The organism is Flammeovirgaceae bacterium, assembly GCA_015180985.1.
Classification (GTDB): domain Bacteria; phylum Bacteroidota; class Bacteroidia; order Cytophagales; family Cyclobacteriaceae; genus UBA2336.
Window position 1 is genome coordinate 137,867 of sequence record CP054185.1, and the last position, 18,533, is coordinate 156,399.

19 protein-coding genes are annotated in these 18,533 nt (G+C 48.1%); 15 read left to right on the forward strand and 4 right to left on the reverse strand.

Annotated elements, in window-relative coordinates:
* Both HRU69_00585 and HRU69_00590 read right to left on the reverse strand, forming a co-directional pair.
* Positions 1-879 (reverse strand): alpha/beta hydrolase, encoded by an 879-nt coding sequence (locus HRU69_00585; protein QOI96060.1) that lies wholly within the window; start codon positions 877-879, stop codon positions 1-3.
* A gap of 210 nt (positions 880-1,089) precedes the next feature.
* Positions 1,090-1,386, reverse strand: coding sequence for a ferredoxin family protein (locus tag HRU69_00590; GenBank protein ID QOI96061.1), 297 nt, complete (start codon positions 1,384-1,386; stop codon positions 1,090-1,092).
* Between the two features lie 137 nt (positions 1,387-1,523).
* On the opposite strand from HRU69_00590, the gene HRU69_00595 reads away from it, so the two are divergent.
* From HRU69_00595 to HRU69_00660, 14 genes are read left to right on the forward strand one after another with little or no spacing between them, the layout of a single operon-like run.
* The gene (locus HRU69_00595; protein QOI96062.1) at positions 1,524-3,383 is read left to right on the forward strand and encodes a 2-oxoacid:acceptor oxidoreductase subunit alpha; all 1,860 of its coding nucleotides are present in this window, start codon (positions 1,524-1,526) and stop codon (positions 3,381-3,383) included.
* A 3-nt stretch (positions 3,384-3,386) separates the two neighbouring features.
* Positions 3,387-4,418: a 2-oxoacid:ferredoxin oxidoreductase subunit beta gene (locus HRU69_00600; GenBank protein QOI96063.1), complete on the forward strand. Its 1,032-nt coding sequence runs from the start codon at positions 3,387-3,389 to the stop codon at positions 4,416-4,418.
* Between the two features lie 2 nt (positions 4,419-4,420).
* Entirely contained in the window at positions 4,421-4,771 is a 351-nt protein-coding gene (locus tag HRU69_00605) for an NADH-quinone oxidoreductase subunit A (GenBank protein ID QOI96064.1), read from the forward strand.
* Positions 4,762-5,331 (forward strand): NADH-quinone oxidoreductase subunit B, encoded by a 570-nt coding sequence (locus tag HRU69_00610; protein QOI96065.1) that lies wholly within the window; start codon positions 4,762-4,764, stop codon positions 5,329-5,331. The genes HRU69_00605 and HRU69_00610 overlap by 10 nt, the downstream gene beginning before the upstream one ends.
* Positions 5,332-5,390: 59 nt before the next feature.
* The gene (locus tag HRU69_00615) at positions 5,391-5,849 is read left to right on the forward strand and encodes an NADH-quinone oxidoreductase subunit C (GenBank protein QOI96066.1); all 459 of its coding nucleotides are present in this window, start codon (positions 5,391-5,393) and stop codon (positions 5,847-5,849) included.
* Between the two features lie 50 nt (positions 5,850-5,899).
* Positions 5,900-6,967, forward strand: a complete 1,068-nt coding sequence (locus HRU69_00620; protein QOI98787.1) for an NADH-quinone oxidoreductase subunit D — start codon at positions 5,900-5,902, stop codon at positions 6,965-6,967.
* Complete coding sequence (nuoH, locus tag HRU69_00625; protein QOI96067.1) at positions 6,964-8,049, forward strand: NADH-quinone oxidoreductase subunit NuoH; 1,086 nt, start codon at positions 6,964-6,966, stop codon at positions 8,047-8,049. The genes HRU69_00620 and nuoH overlap by 4 nt, the downstream gene beginning before the upstream one ends.
* A gap of 50 nt (positions 8,050-8,099) precedes the next feature.
* The gene (locus HRU69_00630; protein QOI96068.1) at positions 8,100-8,576 is read left to right on the forward strand and encodes a 4Fe-4S binding protein; all 477 of its coding nucleotides are present in this window, start codon (positions 8,100-8,102) and stop codon (positions 8,574-8,576) included.
* Positions 8,576-9,091, forward strand: a complete 516-nt coding sequence (locus tag HRU69_00635) for an NADH-quinone oxidoreductase subunit J (GenBank protein QOI98788.1) — start codon at positions 8,576-8,578, stop codon at positions 9,089-9,091. Before HRU69_00630 ends, HRU69_00635 begins: the two co-directional genes overlap by 1 nt.
* Positions 9,088-9,405, forward strand: a complete 318-nt coding sequence (gene nuoK / locus HRU69_00640) for an NADH-quinone oxidoreductase subunit NuoK (protein QOI96069.1) — start codon at positions 9,088-9,090, stop codon at positions 9,403-9,405. The genes HRU69_00635 and nuoK overlap by 4 nt, the downstream gene beginning before the upstream one ends.
* Positions 9,405-11,306 carry an NADH-quinone oxidoreductase subunit L gene (nuoL, locus tag HRU69_00645; protein QOI96070.1) on the forward strand — a complete coding sequence of 634 codons (1,902 nt, stop codon included), beginning with the start codon at positions 9,405-9,407 and terminating at the stop codon, positions 11,304-11,306. The genes nuoK and nuoL overlap by 1 nt, the downstream gene beginning before the upstream one ends.
* 1 nt (position 11,307) lies before the next feature.
* Complete coding sequence (locus tag HRU69_00650; GenBank protein QOI96071.1) at positions 11,308-12,783, forward strand: NADH-quinone oxidoreductase subunit M; 1,476 nt, start codon at positions 11,308-11,310, stop codon at positions 12,781-12,783.
* A gap of 4 nt (positions 12,784-12,787) precedes the next feature.
* Positions 12,788-14,203, forward strand: a complete 1,416-nt coding sequence (locus tag HRU69_00655; GenBank protein QOI96072.1) for an NADH-quinone oxidoreductase subunit N — start codon at positions 12,788-12,790, stop codon at positions 14,201-14,203.
* Entirely contained in the window at positions 14,203-14,547 is a 345-nt protein-coding gene (locus tag HRU69_00660) for a hypothetical protein (GenBank protein ID QOI96073.1), read from the forward strand. The genes HRU69_00655 and HRU69_00660 overlap by 1 nt, the downstream gene beginning before the upstream one ends.
* Here the strand turns inward: HRU69_00660 and HRU69_00665 are convergent, their stop codons facing one another.
* Together HRU69_00665 and HRU69_00670 are read right to left on the reverse strand one after the other, a co-directional pair.
* Complete coding sequence (locus HRU69_00665) at positions 14,548-17,034, reverse strand: serine hydrolase (protein QOI96074.1); 2,487 nt, start codon at positions 17,032-17,034, stop codon at positions 14,548-14,550.
* A gap of 27 nt (positions 17,035-17,061) precedes the next feature.
* Entirely contained in the window at positions 17,062-17,973 is a 912-nt protein-coding gene (locus tag HRU69_00670; GenBank protein QOI98789.1) for a YitT family protein, read from the reverse strand.
* Between the two features lie 109 nt (positions 17,974-18,082).
* Between HRU69_00670 and HRU69_00675 the strand changes: the two genes are divergently transcribed.
* Positions 18,083-18,529, forward strand: a complete 447-nt coding sequence (locus HRU69_00675) for an OsmC family protein (GenBank protein ID QOI96075.1) — start codon at positions 18,083-18,085, stop codon at positions 18,527-18,529.
* Positions 18,530-18,533: the final 4 nt, after the last annotated feature.

Here is an 18,533-nt window from a genome sequence, read left to right on the forward strand (position 1 = left end):
TCATTCGATCTGTTTAGCCGTTCGGCTAACGTAATCCAGCAGTATTCTGAAAAATTCAGCAGGTTGCTCTTCCACAATTTCATGGCCGCATTTTTCAATCACATGCATTTCGCTGCGCTTTAAACATTCCTTTTGCAAATAAAATGTCGACTCGCCCTGGTCATCTTGCCTGCCATAAACAATTAAAGCTGGTATCCGCAGTTTTTTCAATCGGTTAGTGATATCCCACTTTGTTTCGATTACCTCCTTATCGATTATCGGAATAGGCTGAAAATTGAAATCGTAAAAGAGTCGGTCAAAATATTCCTGGGATATTTTATTCCTATCGTAATACATTGCCCGAACATGAATAGCCATAAAGTTCTTATAGGCAACAACTTCTTTACTTAACGGATCGGCCCGTTTGAGTGAATCCAGTTCCTTATCAGTCTTTGTTGCAAAAATCTTTTGCAAAAAGTCCATTGAATCTAGTTCAGCTTTCGAACGCCTGGCATATTGATTGTCGTACAGGAAATGCCAAAGTGTATAAGATGGCGGAGCCGAGCACACCAGTATAAGATTTGAAACAACCTCTGGGTAGTACGCTGCATAATTCATTGCAAGCAAACCACCCCACGAAACCCCTAATAAGGTAACTTTTTTATCACCGCGTTCCCTTCGTAAAAACTCAATATCTTGTGTATAGTTTGCAATGGTAATTGTCTTTTCATTGACAGGTATATTCCTTGATTTTCCTGAACCCCGTTGATGTATCAGAATACATGTATAATATGATTTCAGGCTGTCAATTATCTGACGATACGGATGGTCAGGTGCTTCCCCTGGTCCGCCCGATAAAATATATAGTGCAGGCCCTTTGCCAAATTCTTCATAGTACAATTTTAAGGTACCGTTAGTATAACTTTTAAGAGTCTGAGCCGGGCTAGTTGAATAAGCTAATAGCAGAAGAACCAGTAACAAAGAAGAACTTTTCATTTTTACCTCAATAGCTAATCATATCTTGCTCTTAAGAATTAAGCAAGTCGGGTAAGTATAACAACAGATTGCTTCATTTTTCCGGTTATAAGGTCACCACCAAAATACCTATTGCTACCGCTGCACGCCAAAGAACTCGTAGTTCTTGGCAATGTAGCCCTTCCACTGGTCGGGCACCTGGCTCTCCTCAAAAATGGCATCCACGGGGCAGGCCGGCACGCAGGCATCGCAGTCGATGCACACTTCGGGGTTGATGTACAGTTGCTTGCCGGTTTTATCGAAGCCTGGTTCTTTTACTTCCTGGCCGCTGCCATCGGTCTTCACCGGGCCGTGAATACAATCCACCGGGCATACATCCACACAGGCGGTGTCGCAGGTACTTACGCAGGGTTCGCAGATGATGTAGGGCATGGTTTGATATTTTTTAGGTTTTCAAATGATTTCAGTCATAGTTAAAAATAGGCAATAAAATTAGCATCGCCCAACCTCACCGGCCTTAGTTAATCTGGAGCAGGTGATGTAACTTAACAGACCTAAATTGAACAGCTATGGATGATACGCTGGTAAATGGCACAAAAACCACCAAAGAACTGGAAAAAGTGGTAATCCGGTTTGCCGGAGATTCAGGAGACGGCATGCAGCTTACCGGTTCGCAATTCAGTTTTACCTCGGCCCTGTGGGGTAACGACCTGGCCACCTTTCCGGATTTTCCGGCCGAGATACGGGCACCGCAGGGAACCGTGGAAGGCGTATCGGGCTTCCAGGTGCAGATTGGCAAAATTGATATCTACACTCCGGGCGACCAGGCCGATGTGCTGGTGGCCATGAACCCCGCGGCCTTAAAATCAAACCTGCAGTTTGCACGCAAAGGCGGCAACATTATTATCGACATGGATGCCTTTGTCGATCGCAACATCGAGAAGGCCGGGTTTAAAACCAACCCGCTTGAGGACGGAAGCCTGAACGACTACAACGTAGTTGAAGCCCCCATCTCATCGCTTACCAAAGCGGCACTGGAGGGTTTGCAACTTGACAACAAGAGTATTATGCGGTCGAAGAACATGTTTGCCCTGGGCATGATGTACTGGCTGTTCGATCGCTCATTAAAGGAAACCGAAAAATACATCGAAGATAAATTCCGCAAAACTCCGGCCCTGGCCGAAGGAAACAAGCGTGCACTGAATGCCGGCTACCATTATGCCGAAACCATCGAAGCGCTGCCGGCCCGTTACAAAGTGCCGCCCGCCTCTATTGAAAAAGGAATTTACCGGCACATTTCAGGTAACACTGCCACGGCCTGGGGGCTGATTGCCGCTGCGGAAAAACTAGGCAAACAACTCTTTCTGGGTTCCTACCCGATTACTCCGGCATCGGACATCCTGCATGAACTGTCGCGCCACAAAAACCTGGGAGTAATTACCATGCAGGCCGAAGATGAAATTGCAGCCGTGTGTTCTGCTATTGGCGCCAGCTATGCCGGGCAGGTGGGCGTTACCACATCAAGCGGGCCGGGTATTGCGTTGAAAGGTGAGGCTATTGGTCTGGCGGTGATGGCTGAAGTTCCACTGGTTGTTGTGGATGTACAGCGGGGCGGACCTTCTACCGGTCTGCCGACAAAAACCGAGCAAGCCGATATAAATATTGCCGTGTATGGCCGCAACAGCGAAAGCCCGGCCGTAGTCATCGCGGCCAGTACGCCCAGCAATTGCTTTGAGTTTGCCTACCAGGCGGTGAAGTTAGCCGTGGAGCACATGACGCCCGTCATCCTGCTTACCGATGGGTATCTGGCCAACGGTTCGGAACCCTGGAAGTATCCGAAACTTGCCGACCTGCCACCGATAAAAATAAATGAACCGCAAAAGTCGAATGGCACTTACTACCCGTATGCACGCGATCCGGAAACACTGGCTCGTGGATGGGCCATTCCCGGAACCACCGGACTGGAGCATCGGATTGGCGGCCTGGAAAAACAAGACCTTACCGGCAATGTTTCGTACGACCCGCAGAACCACGAAAAGATGGTCCGTACCCGGGCCGAAAAAGTTGCCCGCGTGGCCAACTACATTCCTGAATTGGACGTCATCGGTAAGGGCGATGGCAAACTGCTGGTGGTGGGCTGGGGCGGTACCTATGGAGGATTACTCACTTCAGTGAAAGAATTGCAGCAGGCCAACAAGAAAATTGATTTTGCTCATTTCAACTACATCAACCCGTTGCCAAAAAATACGCAGCAAATTTTTGAAAAATACGATAAGATACTGGTTTGCGAACTCAACATGGGGCAGTTTGCATCGTTGCTCAGAAGCAAATTCCCCGGCTTGAATATTCTTTCATACAACAAAATCCAGGGGCAACCTTTTCTTGTTACTGAATTAAAAGAGGTTTTCATTAACCACCTAAAAGACTAACACATGGAAAATACCATTGATATACCGCAGCAAAAGCTTACCAAAAAAGATTTTGAAAGCGATCAACTGGTGCGCTGGTGCCCCGGTTGTGGCGACTACTCGATATTATCGGCTATGACCAACGCGTTGCCCCAACTGAACATTCCGCGAGAGAACATCGTGTTTATTTCAGGCATCGGGTGTGCCTCCCGCTTTCCGTATTACATGAACACCTACGGCTTTCATACCATCCACGGGCGCGGGCCGGCCGTGGCTACGGGTGTTAAGCTTGCCAACCCCAAACTAAGTGTTTGGGAAATCCAGGGAGATGGCGATGCCATGGCCATTGGCGGAAACCACTTTATCCATGCCCTTCGCAGAAACATTGACATTAACATCATTCTGTTTAATAATGAGATTTACGGGCTTACCAAAGGGCAATACTCACCCACTTCGCCTACCGGGCTGGTTACCAAGTCAACCCCATATGGCTCCATTGAGCGCCCCTTTCATGCAGCCGAACTGGTTATAGGGGCACAGGGTACTTTCTACGCCCGCACCATTGATACCAACCCGAAACTAATGACCGAAATTTTTGTGCATGCAGCCAGGCATGTGGGCACCTCGCTGGTTGAGGTATTGCAAAACTGCGTCATCTTTAACGATGACGCCCATGCGGCCGTAACGGCACGCGAAAACCGCGATGAGTTTCAACTGCACGTAAAGCACGGGCAACCTTTGCTGTTCGGAAAAGAAAACAAGAAAGGCATACGCCTGAACGGGCTTAAACTGGAAGTTGTAACACTGGGCGAAAACGGCATTACCGAAAAGGATATTCTGGTACACGATGCGCACACTGAAGATCCTACCCTGCATTTAATGCTGGCCCGCATGGCCCCTCCGCATTTCCCGATGGCGCTGGGCGTTATCCGCGAAGTGCGTGCAAAAACGTACGATGAGGCTATTACCGAAGAGCGTGAAAAAATTACTAAAAACGCCAGGTACCACTCGGTTGACGACCTGCTGAAGAGTGGTGAAACCTGGGAGATTAAATAACCATGGGCAGCGAAGCATTGGTGATTTTGTTTATATGCGCCATCATTATGGTGGGCGCGGGTGTTTTGGTTTCGAACCTGGTGGCGCCCAAATCAAAAAACCTGCAGAAAGATGAACCGTATGAGTGCGGCATTCCTACAAAGGGCACATCGTGGATTCAGTTCCGCGTTGGCTACTACCTTTTCGCTATCATCTTTCTGATTTTTGATGTAGAGACCGTTTTTATCTTTCCATGGGCCGTAGCCATGAAGCACGTTGGGCTTGCCGCTTTTATTGAAATTGTGATATTCTTCCTTGTATTGGGATTGGGGCTGTTGTACGCCTGGAAAAAGAAAGCATTAACATGGGAGTAAACCAAAATACAATAACACCACAGCAGCACGAAGAACTGTTGAAAGATTTTCCCGGCCAGGTTGTTCGTGGGCCGGGAAGCAACATCGTCATCACTTCGGTGGATAATGTGGTGAACTGGGCACGCGCCAATTCACTTTGGCCGTTGGTTTTCGGTACCAGTTGCTGCGCCATCGAGATGATGGCCACCGGTGCCAGCCGGCACGACTGGAGCCGGTTTGGAACTGAGGTAGCACGGGCTACTCCGCGTCAGGCAGATTTGATTGTGATTGCCGGAACCATTGTAAATAAAATGGCACCGGTACTGAAAAGATTATATGACCAGATGGCCGACCCGAAGTATGTAATCGCCATGGGTGCTTGTGCTACTTCAGGAGGACCGTTTTACTACAACACCTATTCGGTGGTAAAAGGAGCCGACCACATTATTCCGGTTGATGTGTATGTACCCGGCTGCCCGCCACGGCCGGAAGCATTGTTGTACGGAATAATGCAATTACAAAAGAAAATCCGGGGTGAGTCAGTAACCGAGCCGCGTAACCCGATGGAAGACTTTGTTTGACCTCACTCCCTTTAATCCCTATCCTGAAGGAGAAGGACGCTAAGAGATAAACAGACTATATGGATAACGAAGCGCTGAAGGAATTCATTTTACAACGGGTACCCGAGGCTGAAATCAGCCAGGGCGCCCAATATCTGCAGGCCGTTGTTCCTTCCGAAAAAGCACATCCCCTCCTCTCCGAACTTAAATCCAACCCGAAAACTTCATTCGATTACCTGTTTTGCCTTACCGGGGTTGATTGGCCCCAACACATGGAAGTGGTTTACCATTTGAAATCCACTTTGCTCAATCACATGGTGGTGATTAAAGCAAAAATCAATACACGGGAAAATCCGCAAACCGATACCGTCTGCGACCTCTGGCGAACAGCCGAATTTCATGAGCGCGAGGTTTACGATTTATTCGGAATAGCATTTAACAATCATCCCGATTTAAGGCGGCTGTTATTAACCGATGACTGGGTTGGTTACCCGATGCGAAAGGATTATGTGGATAAAGTAAACATGATTGAATACTGATGGAAGAGGTTGTTACCACAGCGCTGGAGTCGCAGGAGTACTTCATTAACATGGGGCCGCAGCATCCATCCACACACGGTGTGCTGCGCCTGGTGCTTTCGCTCGATGGGGAGATCATCCGCAAAGTAGAACCCCACATCGGGTACATTCACCGCTCCATCGAAAAAATGTGCGAGCACGACAGCTACCAGCAGATTGTGCACCTTACCGACCGCATGGACTACCTCTCCTGCCACATTAACAACGAGGCGGTTTGCCTGGCTGTGGAAATGGGCCTGCAGGTTGAAATCCCTGAGCGCGTAAAAGTCATCCGCACCATCATTGGTGAACTGACACGCCTCTCTTCGCACCAGTTGTGGTGGGGCGTAATGGGCATGGACCTGGGCGCGATTACTACGTTCCTCTATGGTTTCCGCGACCGCGAACTGATTACCGATATTTTTGAAGAAACCTGCGGGGCACGGCTCACCATGAACTACAATGTGCCGGGCGGACTGATGTTCGACATCCACCCGAATTTTCAGAAGCGCACGAAAGATTTTGTAACTCACTTCAAAAAGAAATTGCCTGAATATGATGATCTGCTGTCCAATAACGTCATCTTCCGCGAACGCACCATCGGCATCGGTAAACTATCAAAAGAAGATGCGATTTCGGTTGGCGTAACCGGTCCTTCGGGCAGGGCCTCCGGCTTTTCGTGCGATGTTCGCAAGCACCACCCGTACAGCGCCTACGATAAGGTGCAGTTTAAAGAAATTATCCACACCGAAGGCGACTGCTTTGCGCGGTATCAATGCCGTATTGCCGAGATGTGGGAATCGCTTTCAATCATTGAGCAACTGATTGATAACATACCGGAAGGACCTTTTAAAGCTCCGACCAAAGCGGTGATCAAACTGCCCAAGGGCGAATGGTATCAAAAAGTAGAAACGGCCCGCGGTGAGTTTGGGGTGTACATAATCAGCGAAGGGCAGAAAAGTCCGTACCGCTTAAAATTCCGGTCGCCAGGCTTTAGCAACCTTTCGGCACTCGACCACATGGCGCGCGGGTGCAAGATTGCCGACCTGGTAGCCATTATGTCAACCATTGATTTAGTAATACCCGATATTGACCGATGAAAGCTCTGTACGATTTTTCTTACCTGACCAGCGCCATCCACGAGTGGCTTTCATCCTTCCTTTCTCCAAATGGCGTGATGATTACTGAAATGATTCTGGTAGGCATTGCCTTCATGTTGTTTTTTGCCGTGCTGGGATTGGTGCTCGTTTATGCCGAACGGAAAGTGAGCGCCTTCTTTCAGCAGCGCCTGGGCCCCATGCGTGTAGGCAAATGGGGTACCGCGCAAACCATTGCCGATGTAATTAAACTGCTGATGAAGGAGCCCATCATTAACAAAGAAGCCGACCGGTTTCTCTTTAACCTGGCTCCGTATATAATTATGATGGCCGCGTTCATGGCCATGGCGGCATTGCCTTTTGCCAAAGGATTGCAGGCACTGGATTTTGATATTGGCATTCTCTATGTGGCGGCTGTATCTTCCTTAGGCGTTATCGGAATTCTGCTGGCCGGCTGGTCATCCAACAACAAGTATTCGTTAATCGGTGCCATGCGGGCCGGAGCACAGATCATCAGCTACGAACTTTCGGTGGCACTTTCTCTTCTTACCATTGTTGTACTCACCGGCAGTTTGCAACTCAGTGTGATTGTTGAATCGCAGGCCGATGGCTGGTGGATATTTAAGGGTCACATCCCGGCCATGATTGCCTTTCTGATCTTCTTAATTGCCAGCACAGCCGAAACCAACCGCGGGCCGTTTGATTTGGCTGAGGCCGAATCGGAACTGACTGCCGGTTTTCATACCGAGTATTCAGGATTGAAGTTCGCGTTCTTTTTCCTGGCTGAATTCGCCAACATGTTTATCGTTTCGGCTATTGGCGCTACCGTTTTTCTGGGCGGTTGGATGCCGCTGCACATCGGCAACTGGGAAGGTTTTAACGCCATCATGGATTACATTCCCCCGGTCTTCTGGTTTTTCGGAAAAGTATCGTTTATGATTTTCCTGATGATGTGGTTCCGCTGGACGTTCCCGCGCCTGCGCATCGACCAGTTGTTAACATTGGAATGGAAATATTTATTGCCCATTAACCTGGTAAACATTTTAGTGATGGCCTTTATCGGATTGGTGGGCTGGCATTTTTAACTCAGTCGTCCTACCACTTGAAGTGGTAGGACGACTTTACTGCGCTATAAATGAAAAGTGTTGTAAACTATTTTAAGGAAATCTACTTCGGCCTCCGGTCGCTAATAACCGGTCTGCGGGTAACAGGGCATTATATTACCCACCCGAAAGAAATCATCACCCAGCAATACCCCGAAAACCGCGATACTTTAAAAATGTTTGAACGCTTCCGGGGCGAGGTGGTGCTTATTCACGATGAGAAAAACGAGCACCGCTGCACAGGCTGTTCGGCCTGCGAAGTGGCGTGCCCAAACGGCACCATTGAGATTATTCACAAGAAAGTTGATGTTGACGGAAGAAAAGTAAAAGCCCTCGATAAATTCGTATATCACCTGCAGATGTGCACCATGTGCGGGCTGTGCATACCGGCCTGCCCCACCGATGCCATTAAAATGGCCAACACGTTTGAGCATGCCGTGTTCGACCGGTCGAAGCTCACCAAAATTTTAAATAAGCCGGGATCAAAAATTATGGACGGAATAAAATGATGGGAACCAGCGCACTCTTATTTTATCTGCTATCAGCCGTCATGATCCTGTCGGCCATAGCCGCAATTACGGCCCGCAGAATTTTGCGTGCTGCCGTTTACCTGTTGTTCGCACTGGGAGGCACGGCTGCCATCTACTTTATGGTTGATTACTATTTTCTGGCAGCCGTTCAGCTGATTGTGTATGCTGGCGGTATTGTGGTGCTGATTATCTTCTCCATCCTGCTCACCACCCATATCAATGAGAAACTGGAGCTTCCCCGCTGGAGCAAGATTGCCGCAACCTTTACGCTGACAGCGGTGGGATTTACTATCACAATTTATGTACTTACTCACCACCCCTTTGCAGCAGGCACGGGCACTTTAGTAGATGCCACCGTGGGCCTGATTGGTGAACGTATGCTGGCGTATAATGCCGGAGGATATGTGCTGCCCTTTGAGGTAATCAGCATCTTGTTATTGGCTGCACTGGTAGGCGCCATTGTTATTGCTAAACGAAATCCGCCCGCAGCATGATTGACCAGGTTCCTTTATCGCACGTGCTCATTGTCTCCACGCTGATGTTCTTCATCGGTGCGTACGGTTTTCTTACGCGAAAAAATTTAGTGACGATGTTAATTGGTGTCGAGCTGATGCTCAATGCGGTGAACATCAACTTTGTGGCCTTCGACCGGTACCTGTTCCCATCGGGTATTGACGGCCATTTTTTCGCACTGTTTATCATTGCCATTGCCGCTGCCGAAGCGGCTGTGGCTATTGCCATTTTCATTAACCTGTACCGTAACATCCGCTCCATTGATGTGGAAGAAGTTGACAAAATGAAATATTAATGAATCCGACCCTGACCATACTCATCATCCTGTTGCCCTTCGCGGCCTTTGTTATTAACGGTTTGCTGAGCGATAAACTTCCGCACAAAGCAGCCGGGTGGCTTGCGGTAATTGCCATCGGTATCTCAACCTTTCTTTCATGGCAATCTGCGGCTAACTACTTTTCACAATTCGGGCCATACATCAAACAGCTTGCCTTCAACATAACCTGGCTCCGGTTTACCGATGCGTTGCAGATTGACATGGGCATCCTGCTCGACCCGATTTCGGTGATGATGCTGGTGGTAATCACCACCATATCGCTGATGGTGTTTTTGTACAGCCTGGGTTACATGCACGGTGAGAAGGGTTTTGTGCGATACTTCGCGTTTCTTTCCTTATTCAGCTTCAGTATGCTGGGGTTGGTGGTGGCTACCAACCTGTTTCAACTGTATATGTTCTGGGAACTGGTGGGCGTTTCATCCTACCTGCTTATAGGTTACTATTACGACAAACCCGAAGCGGTTGCTGCGGCTAAAAAGGCGTTCATCGTAACCCGCTTTGCCGACTTCGGTTTTCTTGTGGGCATCCTTATCATTTCGTATTACACCGGCACGTTTGATTTTATTACAATTACCAATCCTGCAAATCCGGCCATCGCTTCCATTACCGGCATATCCTTTATGGGCATTTCGGTACTTACCTGGGCGCTGGTGCTGATTTTTATGGGCGGGGCAGGTAAATCGGCTATGTTTCCGTTGCACATCTGGCTACCCGATGCGATGGAAGGCCCAACACCTGTATCGGCACTAATCCATGCTGCTACCATGGTGGTGGCCGGTGTGTTTCTGGTGGCCCGCATGTTCCCGGTATTTGTATTCCATGCACCGGTTGCACTGGATGTAGTTGCCTTTATCGGAGCCTTCACCTTGTTGTTTGCCGCCATTATTGCCTGCACGCAAACCGATATTAAGCGGATACTCGCGTTCTCCACCATGTCGCAAATCGGGTACATGATGCTTGCCATCGGTGTTTCCGGTTACGGCCAGGAAGGGCTTGGGTTTACGGCCTCTATGTTTCACCTGTTTACGCACGCCTTCTTCAAAGCGCTGCTGTTTCTTGGTGCCGGTTCCATCATCCATGCGGTGCATGCGAATGATATCCGGGAAATGGGCGGGTTGCGGAAGTATCAGCCGGTAACGCACATTTTATTTCTCATTGCGTGCCTGGCCATTGCAGGTATTCCGCCTTTTGCAGGATTTTTCAGTAAGGATGAAATTCTTACCGCCACACTGGCTTCAAATCCCGTTTACTTTATCATGGCCACACTCGCTGCGGCACTTACTGCTTTCTATATGTTCAGATTGTACTTCCTGGTATTCTGGAACAACGATCGTACTTATGAACATACCCCGCATGAATCGCCTGCCGGTATGCTGGTACCAATGGGTATTCTTGCCATTGGATCAATCACTGCAGGATTTATACCGTTCGGAAACTATGTTACTTCAGATGGAAACCCGCTGGAAACACCTCTTCATCTGAACGTGGCTGTTATTTCCGTAACCGCAGCAGTAGCCGGAATTGCCGCTGCATGGTTATTCTATAAAAAGAAATCAGAAACACCGGACAAAATCGCTTCTTCCCTTGGCGGATTGTATCAAACGATTTACCGGAAGTTCTACATTGATGAAATCTATGTTTTTATTACAAAGCGGATAATCTTCAACCTGGTATCCCGACCGCTGGCCTGGTTCGACCGGCACATTATTGACGGCTTTATGGATTTTACGGCCGCAGCCACCAATTGGATCTCTCTTCATATCAGGGAATTTCAATCGGGACAGTTGCAGAAATATGCGTACATCTTTTTATCGGGTGTTATTTTAATTGTATTGGTTGTACTGTATTCACATAGGTAAAATGATACTGATATCGCTCATCCTCGTTCCGGCCCTTACCACCCTGGCTATTGTGTTTGCACAAAACTCAAAGCAGGTTAAGGTTTTATCTGCAACCGGTATGAGTATTCAACTGGTGCAATCGTTTTACCTCCTCTATGCCTTTCTTTCCGAACGTGCATACGGAAATGCTGAACCTGTATTGTTCTATCACCGGTTTCCGTGGTACAACAGTTTGAGCATCTCATTTGACATTGGTGTAGATGGTATTTCGGTAGCTATGATTGTGCTTACCGCTATCGTTATCTTCACCGGTGTTTTTGCAAGCTGGGAAGTGGAGGATCAGTACAAGGAATTTTTCATCTCGCTGATTGTGCTGGCCACAGGCGTGTTCGGGTTCTTCATCTCCCTCGACCTGTTTGTGATGTTTCTCTTCTTCGAGTTGGCCGTCATCCCCATGTACCTGCTCATCGGCATCTGGGGCAGCGGCAAAAAAGAGTACAGCGCCATGAAGCTAACGCTGATGCTGATGGCCGGGTCGGCCCTGCTGGTGGTAGGTATTCTCGGCATTTATTTCAACTCCGATTTTAACGGGCATCACAGCTTCAACATTCTTGAACTGGTCACACAAAACTTTTCTATGGAAATGCAGCGCATATTTTTTCCGCTTACCTTCATCGGGTTTGGCGTAATCGGTGCCTTATTTCCGTTTCACACCTGGTCGCCTGACGGACATAGTTCCGCTCCCACCGCAGTATCGATGCTCCATGCAGGGGTGCTGATGAAACTGGGCGGGTATGGCTGCCTGAAAGTGGCCATCTGGCTTATGCCCCAGGCCGCTAATGAACTGGCCTGGATATTCCTAATCCTAACCTCTATTTCTGTTATCTATGGTGCACTGGGTGTAATAGCCCAAACCGATTTGAAATACATTAACGCATACTCTTCCGTAAGCCACTGCGGGCTGGTATTGTTTGCGTTGCTGATGCTGAATAAAACCGCAACCACCGGTGCAGTCATTCAAATGATTTCACACGGTTTGATGACCGCTCTTTTCTTTGCTTTGATTGGCATGTTGTATTCACGCACGCACACGCGCATTGTGCATGAAATGGGCGGGCTGATGAAAGTGCTGCCCTTCCTGTCGGCATGCTATGTGATTGCCGGTCTGGCTTCGTTGGGCTTGCCCGGCCTGAGCGGCTTTGTGGCCGAGATGACCATCTTTGTCGGTGCCTTCCAGCACCCGGACTGGTTCCATCGCTTCATCACCATTATTGCGGTTTCCTCCATCGTGATAACAGCCGTATACATCCTTCGTGTGGTGGGCACCTTACTGATGGGGCCGGTTAAAAACGATGAGTACAATAAATTTCATCCTGCAACCTGGTATGAAAAACTGGCCACTGTTTCGCTGATTGCCGGCATTGTGGTTATCGGCATCGCACCGCTGTGGCTATCGGATATGATAATGAACAGCCTGGGTACAATTTTGGATTAATGCGATGACCTGGAACGAACTTTTACTGATGCGACACGAATGGGCCCTGATCGGGCTGGCCCTGGTGCTGATTATTCTTGAGATTGGAGTTTCCGATGAACAGAAAAGCAGGATAAATGTTGTTGCCTGCCTGCTGATGGCTGCGGTTGCCCTGTTTGGATTTTGGCCCGCTGAAAGCGGAAGTATTTTTGGCGGAATGTACATTACCGATCCCTTGCGCATGCTGATGAAAAACATCCTGAACATCGGGGTGCTGATTATTTTTCTGCAAAGCAACGTGTGGCTGGGTAAGGCCGGCATGAAAAGCCGGATAACAGAATTTTACCTGCTGCTGGTTTCAAGTTTGATTGGTGTAAACTACATGATTTCGGCAGGACACTTCCTGATGTTTTACCTCGGGCTTGAGTTGCTCACTATTCCGATAGCTGCACTGGCTGCTTATGAACAATACCAGAGCAAATCGGCCGAAGCGGGCATCAAACTTATTTTGTCATCGGCATTTTCATCGGCCATTCTTTTATTTGGGCTATCCATGCTGTATGGGGCAACCGGCAATTTATATTTTGCCGATTTCTCCCTAAGTGATTCACTGCTTACCATCCTGGGTTTTATTTTCTTCTTTTCCGGTTTGGCCTTTAAAATCAGCATTGTGCCCTTTCACCTGTGGACGGCCGATGTATATGAAGGAAGCCCCACCAATGTTACTTCGTACCTGTCGGTTATTTCAAAGGGTTCAGCTGTGTTTTTACTGGTTATCCTCCTGTTCACATTGTTCCGTACGATTCAACCCGTATGGCAGGAAGTATTGTATGCCACGGCCATCGTCACCATGACCATCGGTAACCTGTTTGCCATCCGCCAGCAAAACCTGAAACGTTTCCTGGCATTTTCGTCTATAGCACAAGCCGGTTTTATGCTGCTGGGCGTTATCAATGGTGATACCCTGGGGATGGCCACTGTTGTTTACTTTGTACTTGTTTACGTGTTCAGTAACCTGGCTGCTTTTGGCGTGGTACAGGCGGTAGAACAGGCTTCAGGAAAACTAAACATTGATGATTACAACGGATTTTATAAAACCAACCCGCTGCTGAGCCTGACCATGATGCTTGCGCTGTTTTCGCTGGCCGGCATACCACCCCTGGCTGGCTTTTTCGGTAAGTTCTTTTTATTCACGGCTGTTGCCGAAAGCGGCTTTTACACCTTGCTATTGATAGCGGTACTGAATACGGTAATATCGCTTTACTACTACCTGCTGGTGGTTAAGGCCATGTTCATCAACAAAAACGATTCGCCTGTGCCTGTCATCACCAGCGATGGGGCTATGCGAATTTCGCTTATACTTTCTGTAGCCGGTATTGTAATATTGGGTTTTTACAGCCCGGTGTTTGATTACATTAACGAACTTTGTAAATCCTTCTGATGGCACTCGATAGATTTCAGCACGTAACCAAAGAGATTGACGGAGTGAACTACCGCATCATCGAAGCTGGTATTCCGAAAAATCGGGCTGATTTTCTTCACCGGTTACTCACCCACAACAAACTGGAAACGATTGTCGAAACCGACCCACCCAAAGAGGGGCTGGAACCAACTTATACCATCATCACACCCGATGTAACGTTTAACCCGGTTGTAAAGGTGTATAACCGTGAACTCCGCACGTTGGATGGCCGCAGGGTTACCCCAGATTACTGGAATCAGTTAACGGAAAAAACGGAACCCAACTACTGGGATCTGACCAAAAAGGACTTTCTTAAAAAGTAGTCAGCGCTTCACCAATACGCCCGGATAATTATTAACTGCCCGTTGGTTTTGGTACACCGGCTCACCATTTACCCAAACCATCTCCACACCAGCAGATAGTGCCGATGGGTTTTCAATGGTAGCGTTATCCATAACGGTTTCCGGATTGAATAAAACAAGATCAGCAAAGTACCCGGGCTGAATCAGGCCGCGGCCTTTAATACCCAGATTCTGTGCCGGTAGCCCCGTCATTTTATACACTGCTTTTTCCAGCGGCATCAGGTTTTGCTCGCGCACATACCGGCCAAGAACCCGTGTAAAGGCGCCATGTCCGCGCGGATGGCCATCAATTGAGCCATCAGAACAAATGCTGCTGTATTCCCATAGTAAAAAATTTTTAATATCGGCTTCGTTCATGGATGTGGCCACAATGTAACCGCTCTCCCCGGCAGCTTCCCCTTCGCGGATGATGCGCAGTAAGGCTATGGCTGCATCTTCATTGTTTAGTTTTCCAATATCCGTAATTGTTTTTCCTTCATACGCTTTGTTGGGCGGAAACCAGGCCATTACCGATGCGGACGGATCAAATAATTCAGTAGTTGCATAACGCGCAGCGGCCAGGCTGGTAAAATCTTTTTTAGGAAACAACACCCGCGGTGTTGAGCCCCACATGCTGTAGGGATACACATCGGCTGTAACAGTTACACCATGCTGGCGCGCTTGCTGAAGTAAGGCGAGCAGGGATACCGAACTACCCCATTTGCTTCGCAACGCTATTTTAAAATGCGAAATCTGCACGGGTATGCTGGCCTGCCGGCCGATATCAATCAATTCTTCAAGCGCCCTGTCAATGTGTACATCTTCACTGCGGATGTGGCTGATGTACCGGCCGTTGTATGCTGCAGAAATTTTCGCCAGTTCAATTACTTCATCGCGGCTTGCATAAAAGGCGGGTTCATACTCCAGCCCGGTTGAAAGGCCCAGGGACCCCTTTTCCATTTCCTGTTTCAGCATGTCTTTCATGACAAGCAGTTCTTCAGGTGTGGATTTTCGGAGCACATCACCGTTCATAGCTTTTTCCCGTAGTGAGGCGTGCCCGGTAAACGTGGCGATGTTAATGCTTACCGGTTGTTGATTGAGCAAATACTGAATGGAGTCAATCGGTTTTGAGCCGCCATCCTGCCCCACCACGATGGTAGTAATACCCTGACTGGTGGCTGCAATGCACGATGGGTTTTTCTTCAGGCCCCAATCGTGGTGACTGTGGCTGTCGATAAAGCCGGGTGCCAGCACGTTTCCTTTTCCATCGGTAGCAGTTTCACCGGGCAGCGGTGTCAGGTTGCCGATGTCGGCAATCCGGTCGTCAACGATGCGCACACTGCCACTAAATGCCGGAAGCCCTGTTCCGTTAATGATTCTCACATTGGTAATCAAATGGGTGGATGGAAGTGTGTATGGTTTATCTTCCCAAATGTCGCGCACCACGCGGGCAGTACTATTTGTATTATTCGATAAGACAATAAGTGTTTGATTTTTATCAACATACCGAACAATCAAGGTGCGAAACCCTACCCAGCTTCCGGTATGCGAAACAGTTTTTCCTGGCTCATCAATCCGCCAGCCGAATCCGTACTGGTGGTTTTCCCCCGAATTCAGTTTCCCTGCTGTAAATGCTTCATCGCGCGTTGCTCGTTTTACCAGCTTTTCAGTATATAAAGCCTGGTCCCACTTATATAAATCCTCAGCAGAAGAATACACATTACCATCGCCAACAACACCATCAAACTGATTCAGGTCGTTGATTACCGGCTTGCCTCCTTCGTAACGAAAACCAATTACACGGCCGGCAGGACTCCTGCCCAACTTCAGCGTATACACATACGTGTTGGTTAACTTCAATGGCTTTGCAATTGACTGACTGAAAAACCGGTTGGCCGGCATACCTGATAGTTTTTCAACCAGTGAACCCAGCAGGATGTAATTGGTGTTGCAGTACTCCCAACGTTCACCCGGTTTAAAAACCAACGCGGGTTTCTTGGTTGCCAGTAAATCAAGCACCATGCTGTTGGTAAGCGTATCGAGCAGGTTCATGTCGCGATCAACCAATTCAAAATATTCAGGCAAACCGGAAACCTGGTTAAGCAAATGCCGGATAGTTATGGCCGGATAAGGGAACGTTGGAAAATAGTTTGCAACGGGATCATCATATCGTAGTTTACCTTGTTCTTTCAGTATCATGATCATCATGCCGTAAAACTGTTTGGATACCGAAGCAAGATTAAACGAAGAGGAAGTAGTTAACGCCTGGCCGGTTACCGGATCGGCCGGTCCGAAAGCTTTTTTGTATACTGCTTTACCTCTCTCACCTACCAGCACCACTCCGTTAAACAGTTGCCGCTGGTGGAGGTATGTTAATACAGAATCAATTTTTGCAATCTTCCTGTTGGTTTGTGCCGATACGGTTACTGATAATCCAATACAAAAAACAAGGGCAAGTCGGTTTATCATGGATTCTGAAGAGATTATTTCGCGAAGTTAGTCGTGGAGGGGTCGTTTCTTGATCATGCCGCCTTTTACATCATTAATGCTATTCTCTACCACAAAGGCGTGTTCATCAATTTTAGAAATTTCTGTTTTTAGTTTTTGCAACTCCAGCCGGGTAATGACTGAGAAAATAACATCCATGTCCTTTACCCGGTGCCCGGTTTTGCCAAAGCCGCTTTGGCCCTTTAAAATGGTAACCCCGCGGCCCATGCGGTTAGTGATGGCGTCTTTAATCTGCTCGCTTTTTTCTGAAACAATCATTACACTGGTATATTCTTCAATGCCATGCACAACAAAGTCAACCGTTTTGGAGGCTACCAGGTAGGTGAGTATGGCGTACAGGGCCGTTTCAATATTGATTAAATAGGCCGCCACTGAAAATATCAGGATGTTTAATCCAAGAATTATATCACCTACAGTAAGCGTGGTTTTGCGGCTGGTATAAATCGCCAATACTTCTGTTCCATCCAGTACGCTGCCTCCGCGTATGGATAAGCCGATGCCGGCCCCCAGGAAAAAACCGCCAAAGAAAGCAATCAGCAAATCGTCATCGGTAACCAAAGGGAAATCAATCCAATACAACGCCAAGGCCAGCCCGACAATGGCAACAAGTGTTTTAAATGCAAACAACCTGGAAACCTGGGTGTAACCGATAACAATAAATGGCGCATTGAGCACCACAACCAACAACGATAAGTCGGTTTTGGTAAGTTGATTAACCAGCAGCGAAATACCCATTACACCGCCATCTAAAAATTTATTGGGCAGCAAAAACCCTTTAAGTCCGAACGATGCGGCCAGAATACCAAGGGTAATAAAAAATGTGTCCTTTACAGCTCGTTCAAACTGGATTCGCCTGATGCGGATAGCCTTCAGTTCCTGAAATCGCTGCTGGGTACTCATGCCCAACAAAATAGCAAATCCCGATGGTCTTTGAAAATCATCGCCCGGTGTGACTGAAGTCATAGTTGTACCCGCCCCTGCTGTGCACCTTTACATAAAATTTTAAATCATGACGTACACACATGCTTATACCGTAAACCTGCGCTGGGATGCGGAGCGGAAAGGGACTCTTTATTCTGATGAACTTGATCAGAACCTCTCCGTAGCTACCCCCCCGCCCTTTCCGAAAGGCATGGAAAAAATCTGGTCGCCCGAACATTTGTTTACTGCCGCAGTAAGCAGTTGCCTGATGACGACTTTTCTGGCTATTGCCGAAAACTCAAAACTGGCGTTTGAACGTTTCGCGTGTAAGGCAACCGGCAAACTGGACCAGGCTGAGGGCAAATACCGGATGACGGAGGTGCTGCTGGAGCCGGAACTGGTTATTATCCGTGAAGAGGATTATGCACGGGCCGAACGGATTTTGCAAAAATCAGAAGCAGCCTGTTTAATCACCAATTCTATCAACTCAAAGGTGGAAATGAAACCGGTGATTAAAGTACTGAAACCGGTCTGATGCC